The following is a 17,891-nucleotide window of genomic DNA, read 5'->3' on the forward strand; positions in this document are numbered from 1 at the left end:
TACTCTATCTAGTGCATGAGTGTAATTGACAAACATAGTCGTTAGGGGTATAATGCAAAAATGTATGAGTAGTTAAAGGCGATATGTTGTAGTTTTATTGAATTTTCAGCGATGCTTCGAATTTAGTTTGCACCATTTGATAATTAAATAACAACTTGCTGTTAAAAGAACAAGTAATATATGTAAAGATTTGTAAGAGAATTGCCGGTTGGTGCGAGCCATCAGAAAAATTATATGAATACATCTTGAAGTTTTGGCGTTGAAAGCGAGTCAAAAAGTAAGTAGTTGCCAACGGTTGCACTGTTATATGTGTTTTGTACATCAAGTATAGATAAGGTATACAATGTGAGTTGTATATGAATTATAGGTGGTATCATGGAGAAGTTTGTCCTATTGTGAATGAACTTCTCTTTCATTAATTTATATAATTATTATTAGGAAAGAGGTAAAAGAAGATGTTTTTTAAAATTGACAAGAAAATATTGGCAACTAATGATGGAATATACACAGGAGTTGTTATTGTAGAAGGAATAGATAATAAAAAAGAATCTGCAGGGATTCATGAAATTTTACAAAATGAAGTAAGAATAATATCAGAGAGCTTTGCTGATAATAGTGTTAAAGGGGTAAAAGAACTTGATTTATATCGTGAAGCACTTAAATCTTATAATATTAACCCCTCAAAATATCCATGTTCTATAGAAGCTCTTTTGAATCGAATTGTTAAAAAAGGTGAATTTCCTTCAATTAGTCCTATAGTCGACTTGGCGAATTATATTTCTTTGAAATATAAGGTACCAGTAGGAGTACATGACACAGATTCACTGGATAATGATCTTGTTGTTAGATTATCTAATGATGATGATTGTAAAATAGAAGATAATAATGGTAATGATGTACTTAAACCAGGAGAGCCTATTTACACTTGTGGTCATTCTGTTAGAACAAGACGTTGGATGTGGAGACAGTTGCCGGCTGGAAGAGTTGATGAGAATTCTACAAACTTTATACTTCCTATTGATGGCTTTTATGCGAACCATGATAGAGTTGATGCTGCAATTAATGAATTGTGTGAACTCATCAAAAAATATTTTGGAGTTGAAGCAGAAAGTAATGTTATTACTCTTGAAAATTCTGAAGTTCGTTTTGGAAAAATGACAGAAGAAGAATTAGAAATTGAAAATCAAATATCTATTATGCTTAAAGGAGTGGCACAACATACAGCGATTTCTGATATTAGAAAAAAATTGAATCAAGCAAAGAAGGAAAATAGGCCATTAAGAATTAAATTGGGACTTGACCCTTCTGCACCAGATATACATATAGGTCATTCTGTTGTGCTTAGAAAAATTAGACAGTTACAAGAATTGGGACACAAAGCAGTAATCATTATAGGTGATTACACTGGTATGATAGGTGATCCTACAGGAAAATCAAAAACAAGAAAACAATTATCTAGAGAAGATGTTGAAAGAAATGCAAATACATATATGGAACAAATATTTAAGATAATTGATAAAAACAAAACTGAAGTTTACTATAACAGTGAATGGTTAAGCAAAATGAATTTTGGGGATGTCATCGAACTTGCAGCAAAATGTACTGTTGCACGTATGTTAGAAAGAGATGATTTTAATAATAGATATACAAATCATCTTCCTTTATCAGTACATGAGTTTTTTTATCCTTTGATGCAGGCATACGATTCTGTTGCGGTAAAAGCAGATATCGAATTGGGAGGGACTGATCAGACTTTTAACATCTTAATGGGAAGAAACATTCAAAAAGATTATGGTCAGGAGCCACAGCTGACTTTGTTTATGCCTTTGTTAGAAGGAATAGATGGGGTTGAAAAGATGAGTAAGAGTCTTGGAAACTATATTGGAATAAGTGAAGAGCCAACTGTTATCTATGAAAAAATAATGAAAATTCCAGATAATATGATTATAAAGTATTATAATCTATGCACAGATGTTCATCCAAATGAGATTGCTAAAATACAGAAAATGCTTGATGATGGTATGAACCCTAGAGATGTTAAGATGATGCTCGCTTTTGAAATAACAAAATTATATTGTGGAAAAGATGCTGCTGATTTGGCTGAAAAAAGATTTAAGCTTGTTTTTCAACAAAATGCAATGCCAGATGATGTTCCTGTAATTGAGATAGAAAATCAGAGTGACGTTTTAATCGGAGAGTTGATTTTGAATGCATTAGTTGAACATAGTTATTATAAATCGAAAAGTGAAGCTAGAAGAATCTTTAGTCAAGGTGGAGCACAACTAGACGGAAAAAAAGTATTAGATGTTAAAGAGATTTTTGTTGAGAATGGTGAGGCTGTTTTGAAAATGGGAAAAAGTAAGTACTTTAAGATTAAACAAAAGTAGTTGAGTTATATTGAGGTAATCAAAATTCTTAGGGGTGAAATAGGGTTCATTTTATATTGTAAAAGGAGGCGACTTGCTCAATGTTATTAAGTTAAGCCGCATTAAAAGATCTTAGTATTAGAAATAGTACTGGGGTCTTTTTTTTTGTGACAAATGCTTGATAAAAAAGAATCAAAATGTACCTCCTTGCAATTAAGAAGTCTTAATTGCAAGGAGGTACATTTATGAGTGACTATATTAAACAAATCACAGATTCGATGAGTAATCTAATGCAAGTGTCAAATAAGAGAGTGTATAAAAAGAATAATAGGTAAAAAAAAGAGAACAATAGAATGTTTTGCTTAATACTATAGTGTGGTAGCATCAACAATAGAAGTTTTAGTGGTGATTTATTTTAGAAGTGATTTGCTATATTGACAAGTCACTAAAGTATACTTGTAGTATTAATACAACTAAAGATGGAATTAAAAACCGTATTGATAAAATGATGAAATATATAGGCGGGAGATAATAATGGAATCATTTGTTCTTATTAAACCAGATGCAGTTTATAATAAGGTATTGAGAAGAATAATTATAACAGAAATACAGAATAAAAATATTAAGATAACGAATTCGGAAGTAATAATGTTAAATCAAGAAGAAGTGGATATTTTTTGGCCAAAATCGAAAAAATCGGTTGTACTAAATGGATTGTTAAAGTGTTATTTAACTATGAAACAGAGTGAAGTTCTTTTTTTGGAAGGTGACTTTAATGATGAAGTGTTGAATGAGATTAAATATAACATAAGAAAAAAATATGCAATATGCAAATTGAAAAACTGTATGCATACGCCCGAAAATGAATCAGAGCGTATATTACAGCTTAATTATTTAAATGAGCGAACAAAGAGTGATGAAGGAAATGTAAATGTTGGGATTAATCCAATTTCAAAGAAAATATGGGGATTAATTGGTGATTATGGATGGAATCATGATTTCGCACATTGCAGGGATAATAAGTACATGTTGTATTTAAAGGATGATAATTTTAATTCAATCGATCATGTTGCCAATACAGTATCATGTGCATTGAAAAATTATTCTATTGAAGTTGCATATATATTGGCTTTGCAGGCAGAGATGAATGGTCGTGTTTTAATAGCTAGTTTTGATAAAAAGGAAGAATATCTTAATATAAAAGAAAAATTTTCTAAAATGAATATTAATGTAGATAGTAATATGTTATTTAACAATTAATAATATAAAGTTTTTATTTAAAGAAAGGAAAGTTGTAAGAGAGAGGAGAGTAGCAAAATATGAAAGAATTGTATACATATAGTTTGAAAAAAAGGCTATGAAATGTTCGGTGAATTGTTTCTGCAATTGATGAACTTTATATAAAATAAGGAAAGGACATTTTTTATGATTAAAGTAGGTATTATTGGATGTGGACACGTAGGAACTGCTATGAAACAGTTGTTTGTAAATGCATATTTATTTGATGAACCTAAAAAGATAGGAACAAGGGATGAGCTCAATATGTGTGATCTTTCGTTTGTGTGTGTGCCTACCCCTATGGCACAGGATGGTAGTTGCGATACTACTATAGTTGAACAGGTCCTAGGGTGGGTTGATACACCTATTATTGTTATAAGATCGACAGTTCCAATAGGTTTTACAGAGCGTATGAAGAAAAAAACTGGTAAAAAAATAATCTTTCAACCAGAATACTATGGAGAAACGATTGAGCATCCGTTTGCGGATTTAAAAAATCAAAGATGGATTACGCTTGGAGGCGATAAAGATGACTCAGAAATAGTTGTTTCAGCATATCAGAAAGTATTAACATCAGACTTATTTATTAATATGGTTGATTCAAAAACTGCTGAATTAGCTAAATATATGGAAAATTGTTTTTTCGCTACAAAAGTAACTTTTTGCAATGAATTTTATGATTTGGCTATGCAAATGGGAGTGAATTATACAGAATTACGTGAAACATGGTTACTGGATCCACGTATGGGACGTAGTCATACGTTTGTGTATTCAGATAATAGAGGGTATGGTGGAGCCTGCTTGCCTAAAGATATTTCTGCCATTGTATATCAAGGAGAAAAGGTGTGCGATATGACATTGCTAAAATCTGTTATAGAAAAAAATGATATACTACGTAAAAAGATGAGTAATGTTTGTGTAGACTATGAAAAAATATAACATTATTGAATTCGGTGCAATAGCAGATAATAAGACAATAAACACTCGATTTATTCAAAGGGCTCTAGATCAGTGCAAACGTGGTGATGAGGTGATTATTCCTAGAGGAATTTTTCTGACTGGTGCATTGTTTCTTCATAGTGGTGTGAGATTGATTCTTCAAAATGGAGCTGTACTCAAGGGGAGTAATAATATTGGAGATTATCCTTCATTTATTTATCGATTTGAAGGTATTGAACAGGAGTGTTATAGTAGCTTGATAAATGTTTTAGATGGAGAACATAGTGATATACAAATATGTGGGCAAGGAGTAATCGATGGATCTGGAGACGAATTGTATGCAAAGGAAATGGAATCTGATAAGTTTTGCAGAGGAAGAGTAATTAGCATCAGAAATACACGGAATCTGTCTATTACTGGAATTACAATTTGTAATTCTTCAGCATGGACCATACATGTGATTTATTGCAAAAATGTTCGTATTTCTAATATACACGTTTATTCTAAATATAATTTCAATTTTACTAATGAAAATTTAGACTTAACAAATGGTGATGGAATTACATTTGATTCTACAACTGATGCAATAGTAAGTAAGTGTGTTATTGATAGTCAAGATGATTGTATATCGATAAAATCAGGTAAAAATCATGAGGGTAGAATTATAGGAAAGGCGTGTCGAAATATATTTGTAAAAGATAATATGTTTTTGGGTGGTGCTGGGGGAGTTGCCATAGGAAGTGAAATGTCTGGAGGCATCGAGAATATAAAGATTCAGAATTGCGTATTTATCAATGTGCTAAGTATTTTAAGTGTTAAAGCAAATATAAAACGTGGTGGATACATTTTTAATATTGTGGTGGAAGATTGCAATTTGGTAAATTATGATTTAAAAAATGTAAATTTGACCAATTATAAAGCAGCTATTTATGTGGATGAGTGCTACAAAGTAGAGAAAGAAAAGGACATTGCAAATGAAATTCCTATAATAAGTGAATTAAAGTTGGAAAGAATTAATATAAATAATAGATACGGTAAATTGATGTATGTCAGAGGCATTCAATCATCTCCGATTAGAAGCATTACTCTAAATGATGTTGTATCATATTCAAAAGGAGGAGTAGAAGTGATTGGTGCATCAGTTTATTTTAAAAATGTAGTAGATAATGGAATTCTATTGAAAGAAATTTGATTATTTATATAATAATGAAAAATATAAATAAAAAAATTATAGAAATCAAAAATACCCGGAATAATGGGAGAAAGGGAATAATTCAAATTTCTTATAAGATAATTGGATTATGTGTGTTATTATGTCGAAAGTTGAAAAAAGATTATCAGCAATTAAAGATATGTTTTTAGATCCTAAAATGAGTAACTTGGGTTTGCTTGAAGAGCAGATTCATCATATATGGGAATATAATAAAGCGATAATGGCTGAGTCATCTGTGAGAGTGGGAAGTACAAGTGGAGTTTCGTATGCAGATATGGTTTCAGAGGCTGAAATACCTGAAGAGCCAGTTAAATTCGAACAAATGCTTGATGAGTTGTCGTTTTATTATAAAGGTTTGATAAAGTGGAATTCTCCAGGAGTTATGATTAATATTACACCACCACCATTGATTTCATCTGTTGCAGCAACTGCATGTGGAAACATGTTTAATCCTAATCTTGCGATGGATGTACCTTCTGGTAATATGGCTTTCGCAGAGATGGAAGTAATGAAAATGGTATGTGATTTAGTAAAATGGGATTATAATAAAGCATCTGGTTTTATGACATTTGGCGGAAAAAGTACAGTATTATATGCAATCAGAACTGGCTTAAATTCGTGCTTGCCAAAGACAAGATATCAAGGATTGTTAAATGAGAAAGTAAAAGTTTTTTCAACGGAACAGGGACATCCATGTCATTACGAAAACTGTGAATGGTTAGGTATTGGAAGCGATAATTGTGTTAGAGTTCCAGTTAATGATAATGGACAGATGAATCTTGATATATTGAAAGATGAACTAGAAAAGTGTATTATGTATGGCGAAAAAATTGCATGTATCATAGTTAATGGTGGCTCAACATTATATACTACAATTGATGAAATTGCTAAAGTTGTTGAAATGAGAAAAAGTTTGATTGACAAGTATGCGTTGGATTATTGTCCTCATATACATGTTGATTCTGTTATTGGATGGGCATGGTTAATGTTTGAATCATATGATTTTATTCAAAATCCATTAGAATTTTCAGAGGATGCTATAGTTGAATTAAAATATGTTTATAATCATGTTAAAGATATAAGTTTGGCGGATTCATTTGGGGTTGATTTTCATAAAACTGGATATTCACCATATTTGTGTAGTATGTTCATATGTAAGGATAAACAAAAAGTATTTAACTTGGGAGAACCCAAACAAGCAACTATGGATGATATGGTATATGGTATATATGCGCCTTTCACATTTACGTTGGAATCATCTAGAGCGGGTGTAAGTGCGTTAGAAGCATGGATTTCATTAAAACAACTAGGTAAAGGTGGTTACCAAAGAATAATAGGGACATTAGTTGAAACAGGATGCAGTCTTCGTAAACATTTCGATAATGCAGACTATTCAATTTGCAGAAACAATGATGCACATGGATTTGTGGCTTTAGTAATGCTTTTGCCATTTGAACTTCGTACTAGTTTAAAAACGAATATAGAGAGTTTTAGTGATGAAGAATTATTGAAAATTGCGAAGTATAATCACAAATTTTATTTGTATGCGTTGCAATTGAGTGTTAGAAATGAAATACCTTTTTTGCTTGATTATGTTTCAAAACAAACAACGATAAGGGAAATTAAAATCGGAGTGATGAAGTTTTTCCCAATGTCACCATTTTGCAATGAAGACTATTTAGAGTCTTTCTATTCTGAATTTAAAGCAATATTAGATAAATTTGATGAAGTTTGGGAGACTATGGAATTGACTGATTCGCCATTTAGACCTAAACCTTTTGTCACAAGATAGAATAGGTGATAGAGTCTATGGAATTATATGTTATAGTAATATGCGCTATATTTATTTTTGTAATTAAGATTATTCATTGGCTCATTGCACATGAAACAATTATAAATCTTTGCAAAAAAAGACGTGAGAGTATTATAAAAAATGGCTTGGTCCATTATACATTGCTCGATAAAGCTTCATTAATAATTAAAGAAAACAGGTTGAACGGTAATCTGGATTATAAAAGTACTTTTCCATCTCATAGAATGGATAAAATTGTATGGTTTATGAGCAATGAGGATTATCTTCTTGATAAGTTTTGTAGATGGTGTGTTTTACGTAGACATGCACCAAACAAGAGAGGAAAATCAAATCATAAAGTCAAGTATGAAGTAAAGTTGTTGATTAAAGGCTTTACAGATGAACAAATTGATAAAATGAAAATGAATATAGAGTTAGGAATTGGATGTTATGCTGATGAGGTGAAAAATATTTCTATTTCTTATGCAGATTTAGATTTTGTTGATAGAATTCTAGGAGTGAAAGGGAAATAATATGATAGTTGATATTGAAGGTGATTCAAAAGAATATAACGATGCTTATAAATATTTAGTTACTTCTTTTCCATGTGATTTGCACTTGCATTCAGCCTTTTGTCTTACTGCATTTGAAAAAACGCTAAGGATGTTACGGTATGATGCTTATAGAGTTATAGATGAAAAAATATCTGTTACTCAAGATGTTAATAGAATTGCATATTATAAGGATGAAGTGATTGAGGGGGTTGCAATTAGAGCATCATTTGATGAATTTTATGATTTGTTAGATTATGAGGAATATATAATTATTGTATCAGAAAGTATTGATGTATTTATGAGTTTATATAAAGAAATCAGTAAAGAATCAAAAAAATTTGAAATTATTACGTTTAGAAAAAATGAACGTGAGTATCTAAAAAAAATGCAAAAAGATTTTTATGTACATTACTGGGAAGTATATGAGATTGAACCAATGAAGTATAAAGAAGAATTTGACGCAGTTAGTTCATTATTTTCTTATGAGGATATTAAGGATTGTAAATTTATCCAAGATGATGAAAAAAATCCAATACGATATAAGCATTTTTATGACAATAATGTAGATGGATATTTTGTTTTTAGTTATTGTGAGGATGAAGAAAAGCCAGCATTAGTTACGAGTGTTTTGCCTTATGTTGATAGAGTGGCAGAAATTAAAATAAGTGTAATTAATGAAAATGAAGTCGATTCAGATAAGGTAGTAAAGTTTTTAAGAAACGTTATAGCGAATTGTTCTTCTTTATATGATAAGGCTATATTGCGAGTAAAAAATCCTAGCTACTTTATAAGTAGTATTTTGAATTGTGGGAAGTTTAAATGTATATCAAAAGAAGAACATATTCATATGTAGGAGGAATTTCAAAATGAAAGATGGATATTATTTGTCAACTTTTTTAGTTGACGGTAAGTTGCCATGTGCATTAGATATTAAATTACGACACGATCAGACTGTGGCGTTATGGTATAAAAAATCAGATACTATCGAGTTGGTGCGATATTGGGAATTAGAACGTTTTTCCGGATGGAAACAGCATACATTTACTTTTTTTTCAACAGAACAGCTTTATTCTACTATTGAATTTTTACTTAAAACAGTAGGTTTGAAAATGGAAGATATAGTAGAAATTTGGGGGACACCATCAATTGATACGGCAAACGATTATATAGATGAGAATGTTTATAATGGCATAGGATATCATAATATATGTCATTTGTTTTCTGCATTTTTATGTGAAGAAAATAAAGAAAATGAAGATATTTTGATGTTTGCTTTAGACAGTGGACCTGATAGTGTTGGACAGTATGGTGCATATTATAAGCTGTATTATTCAGGTGCATATTGGCATGATAATTCATTAGAAATATTTCCTGTTCAATCGCCAGGAAAATTATGGTCAAGTTCAAAAAAAAGATTTTGTATGAGAGAGGGTACTCTTATGGCTTTAGCATCTGCTTGTAAAGCAGAGGTTAATGTCGACTACAATAAAGAAGTTGAGTTGATAGATGAAGCTGCGCTTGAAAATGCATTGGAATATTTAGACGGATTGGCAAAGCATATTGAGAAATATGGATTTTCAGTTGATGAAAGATTTTCAGAAAAAGAAAATTATATCAGTGCTTTTATGAAACAAATAAATAAAAAAACACAGGAAATAGTAAGTGAGAATGTAAGTCAGGCGGTAGAAAAATTTGATATAAAATGTGAAGATACTGTGTTGGGATTAGCAGGAGGATTTACACTTAATTGTCCAACAAATACTTTTTTAATGGATGAATATAATTTTAAAAGAATGCAAATTCCCCCTTGTGCGAATGATTGTGGGGAGGCTATGGGAATTGGTCTTTTAGCTTTTTATCATAAAATGGATTGTATTCCTAAATTTTCTCTTAAGCATCCTTTTTATGGTGCTGATTTGAATGATTTTGAAGGAGATACGTTTGAAGATGCTATTAAAATATTCGATAAATATATTATCAATGTTAGTGAGTTCTCGGCAAAGCAGGCAGCTGAGGATATAAAAAATAATATTGTAGTGTGGGTTCAGGGACGAGCTGAGATAGGACCAAGAGCGTTGGGACATAGATCGCTGTTAGCTAATCCAACTAGTGAACTAATGAAGGACGAGCTTAATCGTATTAAAGAGAGACAGTGGTGGCGCCCTGTTGCACCAATTGTCATTGAAGAATATGTAAGTACTATTTTTGAACAGAGAAGAAAAAGTCCATTCATGTTAGAAGCATTTGATGTTAAAGAGGAATGGAAAGAAAAAATTCCTGCGATAGTTCATCTTGATGGTACTGCAAGAGTACAAACAATTTCTGAGTCGGATAATGATTTACTTTATCGTGTCATACAAGAATTTAATAATATTACAGATGTTCCAGTTATCTGTAATACATCTCTTAATGATAGGGGAGAGCCTATAATTCAAACGGTTAGTCAAGCAATCGATTTTTGTCTTAATAAAGGAATAAGTATTTTGTATGTAGATGGAATGCGAGTTTGTTTAAAGCGAACTGATGATAGAGATTGTAACAAGTATTCACGAAAAATAATGGAGAGAAATACTAATATTTTTTCTCATTTGACGGAAGACGATATTGTTAAGATTAATCAAGAGTATAATCCACATGGACTTAATAAAGAAATATTAACTTTCTATTATGATAATCCTGAAGTTTATATTAATTATGACTTGGATAAACAACAGGATTGTGAAAAAATAATCAAAATAGCAAGTAAATTTATGGAAAAAAATGCAATTTCATTAAAGAGAGAGATTTTATAATAAAATTGAGAGGAAAGAAATAATATGAAAACTAATATAATATACAGGGAAGAGGGTTTTTTAGTTCTTGAAAAAGAAAAAATCAATTTCGATGTACTTGTTGAGTGGTTTATTTGTCATTTAAATGATTATGTATATGTAATGAATGATAAAGAATTTGAAGGTATAATTAGTTGCAAAGACTTTGAAAATGGAATAAGAGATAATAAAAATGAAATTAATATTTGTCGGGAATTTGACTACATAAATATTGCTGAAATTAATGACAGGATATCTGTGTATAAACGATTTAGAGATGATGTTACATTATTCCGCTTGCCAGTTTTTGAACAGGGAAGAATATGTGGAGAATATTATAATTCAATAACATATAAAGAAAATACAGAAAGGTATCATATTAAGAATATGATTCCAGAATTAACCGCTTTTAAAGAAGAAATAGCAAGATTTTTTGAAGAAAGAGGAATTGATAAATTAGCAGTTATCACTAATTCAGATGATGATTATACAAATAATATTATTAAAAAACTTATAGGTATTAACACATGTTTTTATGATTCCTATTATTTGTACAAAAATGATGTTGATAAAGGAAGAGATTATCAAGCTGTATTGGATATAAAATATCCAGATGAATATAGAAACTATTATTTAGATAAGTTTGATATAAAGAAGAATGTTTATATTATTTTTGATGTAATGTCAGAAGTGTTGGTAAAGTGTTTTGTTGAATATACCAGAAAGAAAAAGTTGGATTTGTTGGCAGTTTATGCTGTGGGGAAGGATGATATTTCATACTTAGGAGCCAATGACAAAAACATTATGTCTAAAAATAAGACTATTAATGATGTATTGATTGATAACGAGTATTTAAAGATTTTTTATCGTGGAAATGAAGAATGTTATTCATATGCTACCGATAAAGAACTTGGTCAATTAAGTGGTAGAATGGTAAGATTTAATGGTTTATATAATTGTTTAATGGATGTAAGGTCTAATAAGTATATTAGCGTTAAGGATGGAGTAAGAGAAACGTGCGATAATCCAGTTAAATATTCAAAGGAAGTACATTTTTTTGGACCATGTATTGTGCAGGGAATGTGTGTGACTGATAATTATACTATAGAGAGTTATTTGCAGAAAAGAGTAAATGAGCATTCACCCGATACTATTAAGATATTGAATCATGGATCTGCAACACATACACCATATGCTTCATTTTGCAATGATTTCCTTCATGCAATGGATACACAATTTAATGAGGGGGATACAGTTGTTATAATGGATGCTTTCACAGAGAGGGCATTAGAACTATTAGAAAAAAATCATATTCCAGTGATAATGGATAAGTCGATGTTTGATGGAACTGAAAATTTGTTTTTAAATAATCCCTATCATTGTAATCATTTGGCAAATGAAATGTATTCAAATCTCATATTTGAAGGGTTAGAATCTCGTGGGTTGTTATCATGTAGTAAAAGTGATAACAGAAAAGAAGTATCAAGTTATTATGTAGATAATAATTGTGATTTGAGTTTTAGGAATGATGCGTTCATATTTAATAAAGAATTGTTGAATTATACGGAGTCGTTAAAAAAATATGCTGTAGATAATTCGAAGTTTTCTAGAATAGGAGGAATATGTACACAGGCAAATCCGTTTACATTAGGGCATAAAGCTCTAGTTGAATTTGCTTCAAAAGAAATGGATTATGTTTATGTATTTGTTGCACAAGATTCTTTGTCTGAGATACAGTTTCTTGAAAGACTAGAGATTGCCGAAGATGCAGTGAGCGAATTTGACAATGTCAAAGTGTTGCCGAGTGGAACATATTTGTCATCTTATCGAATGTTCCCTGATTATTTTACAGGAACAACTGGCAAAAACGAATTTGATTTAACTAATGTGTGGGCAGAAACACGTATTTTTGCGGAAAGATATTGCAAGGCGTTAGGAATAAACTATAGAATTTTAGGCGAAGAGCCAAATGATTTATATACTAGATTACTCGTGGAGCATCTAGAGGAAGTGTTGCCTCAATATGGTATCAATACGTTAGTAATACCAAGAACTTTAAGTGAAGATAATCAGGTTATTTCAGCTAGTGTTGTTAGAAAAAAACTAAGTGAAAAAGATTATGCAGATTTGGAGAAATTTATTACGCCACACGCAATTGAAGTTCTTAAACAATATTATAACAATTATATAAATGATTAGTGAGGGTGAGAATAAATTGATACTTTATAATATTATTGGACATACTAGAATGATTTTATGCCATAAATATATCGTCTGTAGATACTGTTGGAAAGTTGGATTATATTGGCAGGGAATTGTACATGATATTTCAAAATTTTCATTTACTGAATTTTCGGTTGGTGTAAAGTATTATACAGGGAAATGTAGTCCAAATAGCATTCAAAAAAGTAGAGAGGGATACTCATCAGCATGGTTGTATCATAAGAATAGAAACAAACATCATAATGAATATTGGCTTGATTATAGTGAAAAAATGTTTGTTGAGAAAAACGAAAAAATAACTCCAATTGAGATGCCGAATAAATATTTGGTAGAGATGTTTTGTGATCGAATTGCTGCTTGTAAGATATATAAAGGACATTCATATAGCAATTCAGATCCATTGGAATATTTTGTTTCGCAAAAATCTAGACTACTGATGCATAGTAATACAATGCAAAAATTGGAAGAATTATTAATGTGCTTGGCTTTGCAAGATGAAAAAAATGCCTTTCAGCTGGCACGCAAATTGCTAAAAGAACAATAGATATAGATTACTGCAGATAATAACAGAGTGAAAAGATGGAATGTAAAAAAGTACTTGATAATAGAGATTGAAAAGGGGCTGTAGGGAAATGGATAGTCTAAAACAGAGATAGATGAACCCGAATGAGTTCATCTATCCCTGACTTTTTACTGGAAAAATAGAAAAAACATGGTTAACGACAATCACCTTTTCTCCGTTACATGTTGGAATGTTTTATGGAGAATGGTGAGAAATATTAAATATGTCATGACGGAAGAAAACTTCATTATATTAACACTGAGAAAAGAAACAGAGAAGGTTACACACAGACTTATTAGGTTTATGGCTGTGAAGCCTGCAACGGATGTTCTCATAAAGCAGAGTGCTTATATAAATATGATGTTGAAAAAGACAGAAAAAAACAAAATCATGAAAATCAATGAGAAATGGGAATAACTACAGGAAGAGTCTCATGCAAATATTCTGAGTGAGAAGGGAATGGTGAACCGTCAGACTCGCTCCATCCAGACCGAAGGTTATTTGGGAGATATTAAGGAAAATAAAAATTTCAGAAGATTCAATTACCGTTCTTTGGAAAAAGTCTACAGGGAGTTTCTGCTGTTTGCCATTGGCAGAAATATCATAGGTTTTTTCATGGGAAAATACAAAAAATTGAAGGAAAAACAGAGCAGAAAACTGCTTGTTTCAGGGGATGTTCTTTTCTTTTGCTGTCAGGAGTTAAATTTCGTTATTTCCCGACAACCCCTTAATTTAGATAAGGTATCAGTGAGAAGTAATTTATCATCAATTTTGAAGTATGTTAAGTTATCAGTAAAAAGTCAGTAATATTAAGACATGATAATTTTAGAAAAATTACGTGACATTATTGTATAACCGAATATTATTATTGTTGCATAAAGGCTCATATATATTGGAACAATAGTTTATTTATGAAAATTCAGAAAATCAATATTATATAAGAAGATATATTTTTTATATTTTATCAATTAAGAAAGGAAATAGGATGATAAAAAAAGAACATGAATTTATATTAAATGCGGTATTGATAGAAAAAAATGAAGAAGAGATTAATTATATTAATAAAGCACTAGACAAACAAATAGATTGGATAGAAGTGGTAGGAATAGCTATGAATCATAGGCTAGGAGGATACTTTTATAATGGACTTACTAAAGAACAGCGCACTAAGATACCAAGGGAATTGAAAAAGAATATTGAAATGTTAGTATATGGACAAGCAGTAAATCAAGAAAAAATGTATAAATATATAAATGAACTTAACGACATCTTGGAAAATTGTAATATTAGATATGCAGGCTTGAAGGGAATAATATATGGTGCATGTTTGTATACAAAAGGAACAAGAAGATCAAATGATATGGATCTATTAGTGCATGAAGAAGATTTAGAGCAGCTTGATGCAATATTAAGCAGTGCGGGTTATATTCAAGCAAAGAAGAAAGAAGGAAAATTGATAGAAGCATCAAGAAAAGAAAAACTTATACAGAGAATGAATTATCATGATTTGATTCCATATATGAAAGAGACAGATGATGGAATTATAGAAATAGACATTAATTTCTTATTTGATGGAAAAGATAACTTGATTGATTCTAAAGTGTTTGATATAGGAACTAGAGTATATAATGGTGAACAGTATTCATTCAGAGGATTAGAAATTGATACAAATTTAGCATTTCTTATTTGTCATTTTTATAGAGAAGCTACAGGTGAGATATGGGTGAATAATAAGAGAAATCTAATTATATATAAAATAGTAGATATGGTAAACTTTATAAGACATTTTGAAAAACATATGAATACTGAGAAGCTAATCAAGCTGTTTAAAGAGCTTAATATAATAGAAAAAGCCTTATATTCATTTTTGACGATTCAAAAGTTTTATAATCAGGAGTTTATTAACGAAATTATTGAGTGTATTTCAAGTAATTACAATGATATATATCAAAAATATGTGAATAATCACGTGTTTGAAAAATATTTTGAGGATTCATTTAGTTTAGGAAAGTAATAAAAAGTTAAATAATGGAGATGAAGAAGTGAGTAAGATACAAATTGTTCCGTCAGATAATATAGATATTGAAGAATTTATAAAAAGTATTTGTTTTGTATCACCAGATATACAAAATGTTGCAATAAAAGAAGATGGGATTGAAATCGAAATTTCAGATAATAGCAGGATAGTGGAAATAAGAAAAATACTTGTTGAAATGATGAAGAGATATACAATCCCAAACAAAATTAGAGAAACTTATTATGAAAAATGTCTCTATGATAAAAGGTATTACGATATAAGCACACTAGAAAATGAAGTGATTTCCTTTGGCAATGGACAAATTGGTTTTGGTGAAAAAGGAAAATTTTTATTTGATTTTTTGGATTCAAAATTTAGTGAGATCGCATATGAATTGGGAGCTGTTGAAAAACTCTATCCTGTATTATTACCACTGGATGATTATTCTATGACAGGATATGTAAGAAAAACACCACAATATGCAATTTTTTGCTCTACAGTAAATGAGAGTCTTAAGGATTTAGAACAGACTGATGCAGCTATGCATGACAAGAAAGTAAAAGAAATAATAAAGGAACCAAGATTTGCACTGTCTCCGTCGGCTTGCTTTCATACATATATCGAATATAAAGATAAAACGTTAAAGGATAATACAATTGTAACATTTAGGCAGAATGTTTTTAGAAACGAAGGTAGGCTTAATTATAACGAAATAGGACGGTTATGTGATTATCATGTTCGAGAGATAGTTATGATTGGTTCAAATGAATTTATTTTAGAAAGCCGCAATAAAATTATGCAAAAATCCAAAGAATTAATGTCTAAACTACAATTAATAGGGGATATTTCTCTTGCTTCAGATTCATTTGTTGTTCCCAAAATGCAAATGTATAGAAAGATTCAGCATATAGATAAAAGCAAATATGAAATGCACTTAAATATTTCGCCAGATAAATCTATATCAACAGCCTCATACAATCTTCATGGGAAGGCGTTTACTGATCCATTTAATATATCTGTTGAAAACTGTGAAGATACAGTAACAGCTTGTGTAGGGTTTGGATTACAAAGGTGGGTATTGGCATTTTTATTACAACATGGATTAAATGAAGAAAGTTGGCCTGAAGAGGTGAAAAGTGAATATTTTACTAATAAAAAATAAATTATCGGATAAAAAAGCGTAAATTATAGCAAAATATATTAGCAGAAAAGAGGAGGCAAAATGAAGAATATTCAAGAGGTTGTATTGAGAATACATACAGAAATAATGCATCAGAAAGGAATTAACCAGAAATCCACACCAGATATGGAGATAAGACCTAAAAATGGAATTACATCAGAATCAATCGTTATTTTTATACTTGATTTGGAAGAGGAATTAGGTATTGAATTAGATGATTATCTTTCACAAATTAGAAAAGCAAAGACAATACAGGCATTAATTGATATTGTAAGGAAGGCATACGAAGATAGTAATAATGAATAAATATTTATAAAATATAGAAATAAGGGTTACTAGATGAAATATATGACTATGTGTGGCGATGTAAGAATAAAAATAATACCAGTCATTAATATAGAGGATATAGAAATGTCATCAATAGCCTATAAGGAAGTACAGAAACTGGTTACATATACATTTGGGCTTTTAGATTGCATAATAGAAAAAGATGAAATGGGAAAACCTTTTTTTCAAAAACATATTGATTATGATTTGAGCATATCTCATACAGATGGATTGGTAGCAGTAGCTGTTGGGAAAAATCATAAAATTGGAATTGATGTGGAAAAAATACATAAAGTCAGCACTACGATAATTAATAAGTATTATTCCAAATCAGAGAAAAAGGCTTTATCAAGGAACAGAGTAAATACAGAGTTAATTGAGACAAAAATTTGGACTATGAAAGAAGCGTATAGTAAATGTTTGGGAACAGGACTTAATAGAGACTTATTAATGTGGGATACATATAGTAGAAAAGGAATTGTTATGGAAACGCAAATTTATAAAGAATATGTTATCACGGTTTGTAGAATGATTGAATCTATGTAATATTTGGAAAACTTTATACAGTAAGAATTTTACAATGAATGAAGTATCGTAAATTGGAGAAATAATCAATGATAGAAAAATATA

The 17,891-nt window shown here is 30.3% G+C and carries 15 protein-coding genes and 1 pseudogene; all 16 read left to right on the forward strand.

Annotated features, from left to right (window positions below):
• Positions 1–455 precede the first annotated feature (455 nt).
• The 16 genes and pseudogenes from tyrS to ACZM4J_RS09865 all read left to right on the forward strand — a co-directional run bounded on the left by tyrS (position 456) and on the right by ACZM4J_RS09865 (position 17,807).
• A complete protein-coding gene (gene tyrS / locus ACZM4J_RS09790) occupies positions 456–2,387 on the forward strand; it encodes a tyrosine--tRNA ligase (protein WP_489486058.1) in 1,932 nt (643 codons plus the stop codon).
• Between the two features lie 513 nt (positions 2,388–2,900).
• A complete protein-coding gene (locus tag ACZM4J_RS09795) occupies positions 2,901–3,626 on the forward strand; it encodes a nucleoside-diphosphate kinase (RefSeq protein WP_118037529.1) in 726 nt (241 codons plus the stop codon).
• Positions 3,627–3,791: 165 nt separating this feature from the next.
• Positions 3,792–4,583, forward strand: coding sequence for a Rossmann-fold NAD(P)-binding domain-containing protein (locus ACZM4J_RS09800; protein ID WP_118037528.1), 792 nt, complete (start codon positions 3,792–3,794; stop codon positions 4,581–4,583).
• Entirely contained in the window at positions 4,570–5,775 is a 1,206-nt protein-coding gene (locus ACZM4J_RS09805; protein WP_118037527.1) for a glycoside hydrolase family 28 protein, read from the forward strand. Before ACZM4J_RS09800 ends, ACZM4J_RS09805 begins: the two co-directional genes overlap by 14 nt.
• A 121-nt stretch (positions 5,776–5,896) precedes the next feature.
• A complete protein-coding gene (locus tag ACZM4J_RS09810; RefSeq protein ID WP_489486059.1) occupies positions 5,897–7,588 on the forward strand; it encodes a pyridoxal phosphate-dependent decarboxylase family protein in 1,692 nt (563 codons plus the stop codon).
• A 17-nt stretch (positions 7,589–7,605) separates the two neighbouring features.
• A complete protein-coding gene (locus ACZM4J_RS09815) occupies positions 7,606–8,121 on the forward strand; it encodes a hypothetical protein (protein ID WP_118037525.1) in 516 nt (171 codons plus the stop codon).
• 1 nt (position 8,122) lies between these two features.
• Positions 8,123–8,995, forward strand: a complete 873-nt coding sequence (locus ACZM4J_RS09820) for a hypothetical protein (protein ID WP_118037524.1) — start codon at positions 8,123–8,125, stop codon at positions 8,993–8,995.
• A 13-nt stretch (positions 8,996–9,008) separates the two neighbouring features.
• Positions 9,009–10,934, forward strand: coding sequence for a carbamoyltransferase C-terminal domain-containing protein (locus ACZM4J_RS09825; protein ID WP_489486060.1), 1,926 nt, complete (start codon positions 9,009–9,011; stop codon positions 10,932–10,934).
• A 24-nt stretch (positions 10,935–10,958) separates the two neighbouring features.
• Positions 10,959–13,151, forward strand: a complete 2,193-nt coding sequence (locus ACZM4J_RS09830; protein ID WP_489486061.1) for a hypothetical protein — start codon at positions 10,959–10,961, stop codon at positions 13,149–13,151.
• 16 nt (positions 13,152–13,167) lie between these two features.
• A complete protein-coding gene (locus tag ACZM4J_RS09835) occupies positions 13,168–13,719 on the forward strand; it encodes a DUF5662 family protein (RefSeq protein WP_243081079.1) in 552 nt (183 codons plus the stop codon).
• Between the two features lie 225 nt (positions 13,720–13,944).
• Positions 13,945–14,154, forward strand: a complete 210-nt coding sequence (locus tag ACZM4J_RS09840; protein ID WP_489486063.1) for a hypothetical protein — start codon at positions 13,945–13,947, stop codon at positions 14,152–14,154.
• A gap of 15 nt (positions 14,155–14,169) precedes the next feature.
• A pseudogene (locus ACZM4J_RS09845) lies at positions 14,170–14,544 on the forward strand (transposase); the annotation flags it as partial.
• A gap of 178 nt (positions 14,545–14,722) precedes the next feature.
• Positions 14,723–15,751: a nucleotidyltransferase family protein gene (locus tag ACZM4J_RS09850; protein ID WP_118037520.1), complete on the forward strand. Its 1,029-nt coding sequence runs from the start codon at positions 14,723–14,725 to the stop codon at positions 15,749–15,751.
• Positions 15,752–15,779: 28 nt separating this feature from the next.
• A complete protein-coding gene (locus tag ACZM4J_RS09855; protein WP_118037519.1) occupies positions 15,780–16,916 on the forward strand; it encodes a hypothetical protein in 1,137 nt (378 codons plus the stop codon).
• Positions 16,917–16,976: 60 nt separating this feature from the next.
• Positions 16,977–17,240, forward strand: coding sequence for a hypothetical protein (locus ACZM4J_RS09860; protein WP_118037518.1), 264 nt, complete (start codon positions 16,977–16,979; stop codon positions 17,238–17,240).
• Between the two features lie 33 nt (positions 17,241–17,273).
• Positions 17,274–17,807 carry a 4'-phosphopantetheinyl transferase family protein gene (locus tag ACZM4J_RS09865; RefSeq protein ID WP_118037517.1) on the forward strand — a complete coding sequence of 178 codons (534 nt, stop codon included), beginning with the start codon at positions 17,274–17,276 and terminating at the stop codon, positions 17,805–17,807.
• Positions 17,808–17,891: the final 84 nt, after the last annotated feature.

The organism is Eubacterium sp. (genome assembly GCF_057858645.1).